The organism is Anaerorhabdus sp. (assembly GCF_036657415.1).
Taxonomy (GTDB): domain Bacteria; phylum Bacillota_I; class Bacilli_A; order Erysipelotrichales; family Erysipelotrichaceae; genus Anaerorhabdus.
Genome location: NZ_JAVXGL010000091.1, coordinates 1 through 7,351, shown reverse-complemented (window position 1 = coordinate 7,351; position 7,351 = coordinate 1). Strand labels below are relative to the sequence as shown.

8 protein-coding genes are annotated in these 7,351 nt (G+C 31.4%); 5 read left to right on the top strand and 3 right to left on the bottom strand.

The window, feature by feature from the left end:
- From RSB60_RS10105 to smpB, 5 genes are all read left to right on the top strand, one after another.
- A partial coding sequence (locus RSB60_RS10105) for a radical SAM protein (protein ID WP_442879667.1) occupies positions 1-530 on the top strand: 530 nt, incomplete at its 5' end.
- Positions 531-605: 75 nt separating this feature from the next.
- The gene (locus RSB60_RS10100; RefSeq protein ID WP_323382302.1) at positions 606-1,100 is read left to right on the top strand and encodes a pyridoxamine 5'-phosphate oxidase family protein; all 495 of its coding nucleotides are present in this window, start codon (positions 606-608) and stop codon (positions 1,098-1,100) included.
- Positions 1,101-1,170: 70 nt separating this feature from the next.
- Positions 1,171-1,395 (top strand): preprotein translocase subunit SecG, encoded by a 225-nt coding sequence (secG, locus tag RSB60_RS10095; protein WP_323382304.1) that lies wholly within the window; start codon positions 1,171-1,173, stop codon positions 1,393-1,395.
- A 119-nt stretch (positions 1,396-1,514) separates the two neighbouring features.
- A complete protein-coding gene (rnr, locus tag RSB60_RS10090) occupies positions 1,515-3,638 on the top strand; it encodes a ribonuclease R (protein ID WP_332616112.1) in 2,124 nt (707 codons plus the stop codon).
- Positions 3,639-3,666: 28 nt separating this feature from the next.
- Positions 3,667-4,116: an SsrA-binding protein SmpB gene (gene smpB / locus RSB60_RS10085; protein ID WP_442879293.1), complete on the top strand. Its 450-nt coding sequence runs from the start codon at positions 3,667-3,669 to the stop codon at positions 4,114-4,116.
- A 36-nt stretch (positions 4,117-4,152) separates the two neighbouring features.
- Here the strand turns inward: smpB and RSB60_RS10080 are convergent, their stop codons facing one another.
- The 3 genes from RSB60_RS10080 to RSB60_RS10070 are packed head-to-tail and all read right to left on the bottom strand — an operon-like array spanning position 4,153 to position 7,160.
- Positions 4,153-4,485 carry a PTS lactose/cellobiose transporter subunit IIA gene (locus RSB60_RS10080; protein ID WP_332492856.1) on the bottom strand — a complete coding sequence of 111 codons (333 nt, stop codon included), beginning with the start codon at positions 4,483-4,485 and terminating at the stop codon, positions 4,153-4,155.
- Positions 4,463-5,755 (bottom strand): PTS sugar transporter subunit IIC, encoded by a 1,293-nt coding sequence (locus RSB60_RS10075; RefSeq protein ID WP_332475209.1) that lies wholly within the window; start codon positions 5,753-5,755, stop codon positions 4,463-4,465. The genes RSB60_RS10080 and RSB60_RS10075 overlap by 23 nt, the downstream gene beginning before the upstream one ends.
- 4 nt (positions 5,756-5,759) lie before the next feature.
- The gene (locus RSB60_RS10070) at positions 5,760-7,160 is read right to left on the bottom strand and encodes a family 4 glycosyl hydrolase (RefSeq protein ID WP_332475210.1); all 1,401 of its coding nucleotides are present in this window, start codon (positions 7,158-7,160) and stop codon (positions 5,760-5,762) included.
- Positions 7,161-7,351 lie beyond the last annotated feature (191 nt).

Genomic DNA, 7,351 nt, shown 5'->3' with positions numbered 1-7,351 from the left:
TCTTTAAAGAAATCAAGCAACATAGCCCTGTTCTTGTTAAAATGACAATTACTACTGTAGATGATGAATTGTGTAAGATAATAGAACCAAATGTTTGTGTAAGCTCAAAGCGATTCGCAGCATTAAAACAGTTAAGTGATGCTGGTATTGATACATGTATTTTGCTTATGCCAAACTTGCCTTGGATAACGGATAGCGATGAAAATATCATTGAATTAGTAAGAAGAGCACATGAATGTGGTGTTAAATATATTTATTCAGGATTTGGAGTTACTTTAAGAATGAATCAAAGAGACTACTATTATGAGAAGCTTGATAAATATTTCCCGGGTCTTAAAGAGAAATATCAAAGAAAATATAGAGATAATTATTCTTGTGCAATTCCTAACGTTAAAACTAAGTATAAAATGTTTGTGAATGAGTGTAATAAATATGGAATTATTACAGATATGAAGAAAATTATAGATGACTATCAATTGCCTTATAAAAAATCACAATTATCAATATTTGATGAATTTGAATCAATTTGATAGATTGTGCTATAAAATTAGGCAATATGGAAGTTTATATTAGTCAAATAAAAGAAAAGAGAAGGAGAAGTTTGAATGAGTAGTATATATGAAGAAGGACTAAAATTAATTGATGAGAAGTTTGGTAATGGAAAAGATAATCTTATCTCACTTGCAACTATTGCTTGTGAAACAAGTGTTGATGGTAAACCTCGCCCAATTGTCCGTTGTGTAGATGCCTACTATGAAGATTGTACTTTCTATGTTGTAACATATGAGAAATCAAATAAAATGTTGCAAATAAAGCAAAATGATGAGGTTTCGGTGGCACATTCTACAGAAATGTTTACAGCAATCGGCAAAGGAGAAAACCTGGGTTGGGTACTTGATCCTAAAAATGCGGAAATAAGAACAAAACTTCGTACAGCATTTGCTAGCTGGTATGATATGGCAAATAATGAAAATGATGAAAATTGTTGTATTTTAGCGATTCATCTTACAAAAGGGACTTTGAATATTAACCATTGGGAAAAGTTATATCACTTGGATTTTGTGAACAAATCAGATATGAAAGATGGTGGAATTTTCTAATGTATTTGCAAATCAATGGGCATGTGCTATAATTATCTAGCATATGTCAAATGACTGGAAGGAGAATTTTATGCTAGACATTTTATTAATGATCGTATCTGCTGCATTAATTGTTCTTTCTTTATTACAAAGTGGAAAATCAGATGGTATTTCAGGTGCTTTTACAGGAAGCGGTGGATTGAATCTGTTCGCGAATACTAAAGAAAGAGGATCTGAAAAAATTATTTCTAACATTACTCTTGGAGTAGGAATTTTATTCTTTATTCTTGTAATTGTTATGAGAATCTACAAATAATTCAAATTAGATTATTCAAGCAGTAGACGATGGTTATTTGACCATCGTTTTCTTATGCAAATGATAATACTATCTAGGAATTATCAAAAAATATATAATAAAAGAAAGAAGGTGAGCAAATGGAAGAACTTAAGAGAACCATATTAGATAAAATTGTTGCAGGTAAACAAGGGGAATATGACTTGGAAAAACTTGCAAAACTTTTAAATATGATGTCTACATCAGAATTTGTGCTATTAAATAAAGTCTTGAATCAATTAGAAGATGAATATGAAATTGTTAGAAATCCAAAGAATTTCTTCTTAACAGCCGCTCAAGCAGGAATTTATAGAGGCGGTATTTCAATTAACAAGAAGGGATTTGGATTTTTAGATTTAGATGATGAGAATAGTATTTATATAAGTCCAGATGATTTAATGGGTGCAATGAATAAAGATGAAGTTATTGTTAAACTTATTAATTTAAATAGTAATGAAGGACAAGTTGTAAAAATTTTAAAACGAAACACGGATTATTGTATCGGAACTTTTGAAATTTCAAGAAGTGGTATTCATGTAAAACTCGATGATGAAAGATTAAAAGGAAGGGTTGTAGTCAAGAACCAAGCGCAGTTTAAAATTGTAAATGGAACTAAAGCTCAATTTAAAATTATTAAAATATGGAAAACGATAACAGTTGAAATTGTAAAATTGCTTGGACATAAAGATGATCCAGGAGTAGATATTTTATCAATATTACTTGAACATGATATTAAATCAGAATTTCCAAAAGAAGTTCTCCAGCAAGCCGAGAGTATTTCGCAAGATGTTTTACCTGAACAAAAAATGGGTAGAAGAGATTGTACAAATCAATTAGTAGTAACGATTGATGGTGATGATTCGAAGGATTTTGATGATGCAATTAGTATTCAACGAAAAGGAAATAACTATCAATTAGCTGTTCATATTGCAGATGTATCTTATTATGTAACGGAGAATTCTCCATTAGATATTGAGGCTTTGGAAAGAGGAACATCAACATATGTTGCGGATAGAGTTGTTCCGATGTTACCTCACATTTTATCGAATGGTATTTGTTCATTAAATCCAAAAGTAGAACGCTTAACATTAACCTGTGATATGGAAATTGATCAACACGGTGAAGTTAATTCCTATGAAATATATCCTTCTTTTATTCGCTCAACAGAAAGAATGACATATAGTAATGTAAATAAAATACTGGATGGAGATAATACACTGATAAAGAAATATCAACATCTAGGTGATATGTTTGAAATGATGAACGACTGTGCTGCACGTATTCGTGTAAGACGTGAAAAAAATGGTGCAGTGGATTTTGAAAAAGATGAAGCAAAAGTTGTGGTGGATAAGTATGGCAAAGTAGTTGATATTAAAATCAGAGAGCGTGGAATATCTGAACGTATAATTGAAGACTTCATGATCTGTGCAAATGAAACTGTTGCAAAGCATATGAAATGGTTAGAAATACCGTCACTATATCGTATACATGAAAAACCAACGGCTAAGAAATTACGTGAATTCGCAAAAATATCATTAATTCTTGGTCATAAATTTAAAGGGAATATGGAAGATATCCATCCGTTAGAAATACAAAAATGTTTAGAAGAATTCAAAGATACTCCAGAATATCCAGTAGTATCAACATTGATGTTACGTGCAATGCAAAAAGCACGCTATGACAGTAAATGTCTAGGGCATTTTGGATTAGGTTTAGAAGAGTATTTACATTTTACTTCACCTATACGTAGATATCCTGATTTAGTTGTTCATCGTATGTTAAGAAAATATATATTTGATCAATGTGTAGATGTTAATCAAATAAAAAATGATGAAATAAAGATGGAAAAATTTGGAATTGAGACATCGGATAGAGAACGAGCATCTACTGAAGCAGAACGTGATGTTGAAGATATGAAAAAAGCTGAATTTATGGAGAATAAAATTGGTTTATCATTCGATGGTGTAATCAGTTCAATTACAAAATTTGGATTCTATGTGGAGTTACCTAATACAGTCGAGGGATTAGTTCATGTTCAAACCTTAAGTGATGATTATTATCATTATGATGAATCTACACTGCAACTCATAGGAGAACGTACAGGAACTATCTATAGATTAGGACAAGAAGTACGTGTTAAATTGATTGATGCAAATAAAGAAAAGCATACAATTGATTTTGCGATATTTAAAGAAAAGAAAAAGAAGAAACAAGCTTGGATTTAATGTATAATAAAACAAGGTGGTGATTTTTGTGAGTGAAAAAATTGTATCGCTAAATCGTAGTGCAAGTCATGAGTATTTTTTAGAGGATTGCTATGAGGCTGGTTTAGTATTGACTGGAACAGAAATAAAATCGATACGCCAAGGTAAAGTGCAATTTAAAGATGCGTATATTTCCTTCAATGAAGGAGAAGCATTTATAAAAGAAATGCACATAGCTCAATATGATCATGGAACTCATTTCAATCATGATGAAACACGTGAGAGAAAGTTACTTCTCCATCGTGATGAAATAAGGAAACTGAATAATAAAGTCAAACTAAAAGGATATACAGTGGTTCCTACAAAAATGTATCTTAAAAATGGTAGAGCCAAAGTAGAGATTGCCCTTGCAAAAGGTAAGGCGTTATATGATAAGCGTCAAGATGATAAGATTAAGACGGCAAAACGTGAAATGGAAAAAGCATTAAAACTTAGATAGTAAAAAGTCGTGAAATTGATAATCACGACTTTTTTATTATTTTAATTTTAAATAATGAATTTCTTTATATAAATGCATTATTTGTTCAGTAAGCATTTTCATCATTTCTGCATTCATTAGTTGGTCTTCTGCGTGAACTAGCAAAAGATTCATTTCAATAGGTTCACCATTAGCCATTTTTTTAATTAATTCTGCATGGCTTTTATGCGCAACTAGAGAAGCTTCTTCACCAGCAATTTTTGCTTTTTCGGCTGTTTCAAAATCACCGTTTTTACAGCATTCAATTGCTTCATAAAAGTTAGCAGTCGCCTCACCTATATTAGATATTATAGTAAAACAAACATCTTCATGCATCATGATTTTCAACATTCTCCATTTCGTCCTGTAAACATTTTTTATCCCAAATTCTAAAGAATGGATAGTAAATACAAGCCGCAAGGAGTAAAATTACAATCTGCAATGCACCAACCTTCCAGTCATTGGTTAAAAGGAATCCACCAATAGGTGCAGGAGTAGTCCATGGAACAGCAACTCCGGTAGGTCTTGCGATGATATTGAAATACATTAATCCATAACTTAAAGCTATTGAAACCATTGGTGTTATAAAAAATGGTATAGCCATAATAGGATTCATAACAATAGGTAAGCCATAAATGATTGGCTCATTGATATTAAAGATACTTGGAACAATAGCTACTTTGCCAAGTTCTTTTAATTGTTTTGACTTTGATTTGAAAAGTAACATTATACATAAAGGTAATGTAATTCCTGAACCACCAAGGAACACAAAGTGATCAAGGTATTCAGTGGTAGCGATATAAGGCAAAGTAAGGTTTGCTTGATAGGCTGCTAGATTTGCATACTTTGCAGCTTCCCATATCGGAGTCATGACAGATTGAACAATTAATGTTCCATGAATACCAAATATCCAAAAGAAAGTATTAAAGAAGCCGGCTGTTATTTCAGTTCCAATTAATGAAGTACCAACTCCAAGTAATGGAATTTGTAATACACTAACGATGAATTCATTTGCACTAACATAAGGTGTTAATGTAAATACGTAACGAATGATAACGAATAGTGGAATGATTATTGCGGCAGGAATTAAAGCAGAGAAAGATCTAGAAATGGAAGTAGGAACTGCATCAGGTAATTTAATTGTTACTTTCTTCTTGATTAATGTAATATAAATTTTTGATACTAATAAAGCGGTAAGTAAACCAACGAATAAACCTTGAGCACCAAAATCGTTAGCACTAAAACCACCATCAGTTAATTGAATCAATAGAATAAAGTATGCAGATATTGCAAGTGCACCTGCTGGTAATGGTTCAACATCATTATATTTTGCATATGAATATGATGTACCAAAGATTGCAAATAATGCTGTTAATCCCATTGTAGCTGGATATACCACATCCCAGTTCCACCAATTCCAATTAGGCCCAAAAATATTAATCATTAATTCTTGAAATGCAGGAAGTGGGAAATCAGATATAACGATTGCAAAACCGCCAACAATCATTAATGGCATTGAAAGTACTAATCCATCACGCATTGCAAGTAATACATTGTTTTTTGAAATCCATTCAACAAAGATCATTGTTTTTTCTTCGATGACACCCATAAATTTTTTCATAAAATCACCCCTTTAATTTTGGCCAAAATTTACCATTTGCTTTTTCGAATTCTGCAATAATTTTTTTTGCGCGTTCAGTATCATTAACTAAACGATTGATTGTAAATGCTTGTAGCATTTTTTGTTTGTCATTTTCTAAGACAGCGTCTACTAATAAACTTTCTGAGGCAAATTGATTTTCAAGAAGTCCTTTTTCGAATGTCGAAACTGGTCCTATATGTAATGGTTCAATAAATTGACTACCAACCCGACAAGGAACTTCCAACATCATTTCAGAAGATAGATTAGGAATAATACCATTATTTTGAATCATAAGTAGGCAAATATCATTTCCATTTTCTATAATTGATATTACTAATTCTATTAAGTAAGTCGCATGAACATCATTATATGCAATAGTTGATGAACATCCAGTTTCTTCTAATAATCCAGCATTTACTTTATCTGTTATATCGTATTGTGTGCCTTTCATTTTTCCTAGTGCCTTTATTGCATTACAATACATAATTACATTTTTTTCACGACCCTCTATAATTTCATCATAACGAGTAGTTTTGATATCATAGTGAGAATATCTGCGATCAGGATATAAATAATACAAATTATATGTATTAGGTAGTGAATATGGATAATCTTGAATCATATCTAAATGATCTTCAAACGTTTTACCCCAATGTGTAGTTACATCATACATATTATCAATTAATTTGTGTACTCTTTCTTTTTCGGTTACACAAATTTTTAGTATTTCAGGTAATAAATCTTCACCAGTTTTTTTATCTATGATTTTTGTAAACCATCCATAATGATTGAGTCCAAAATAACGTGGTTCAATTTCGGATCTTTTCTTGTTCACAAGAGGGAGGTAAGTGTCTAGTACTTGAGTTGGCATATCACAAATATTTATAATACGCTTATCATTTGGAAAAACACGTTTTGTCATTTCTGCGACAATGGCTGCAGGATTAGAGTAATTAATAATCCATGAGTTTGGTGAATAAGTTCTTATCGAATTAATTAAATTTTTCATTTCTATAACACTTCTTACACCATATGAAAGTCCCCCAGGGCCACAGGTTTCTTGCCCAATACAATCATAGGTATATGGAATCTTTTCATCGGAATTTCTTAAATCCATTCCGCCTGCACGTATTTGCACAAAAGCAAAGTCCATATCTTCGAAAGCTTCTTTTGGATCAAGTGTACTAAAAAATTCTACACCCTCACAATATTCATTAAATAAAATCTCTGCATAATCATTTACCGTTTTTTGACGTTGGTAGTCAATGTCAAATAAAACTACTTTGCGAATTGGAAATTTTTTTTGTGCAACACACAGAAGTTCAAGCATGTCCGGTGTATAAGTACTTCCTCCGCCACAAATCGTCACTGAATACTTTTTCATAAAGTATATCCTCCTTATTTTATAATTGTTTTTTTCATGATAGAATATGAATATGGTAAAAGTTAACTTTAAAAACATGACTCTATTAAATGCAGCAGAACTTGCTATTCTAGATAAGATAGAAGTAGCTATATTTAATAATGAAAGTGATGTCACAATAAGAACTATGGCAAAATCCTGTTATTCTTCTA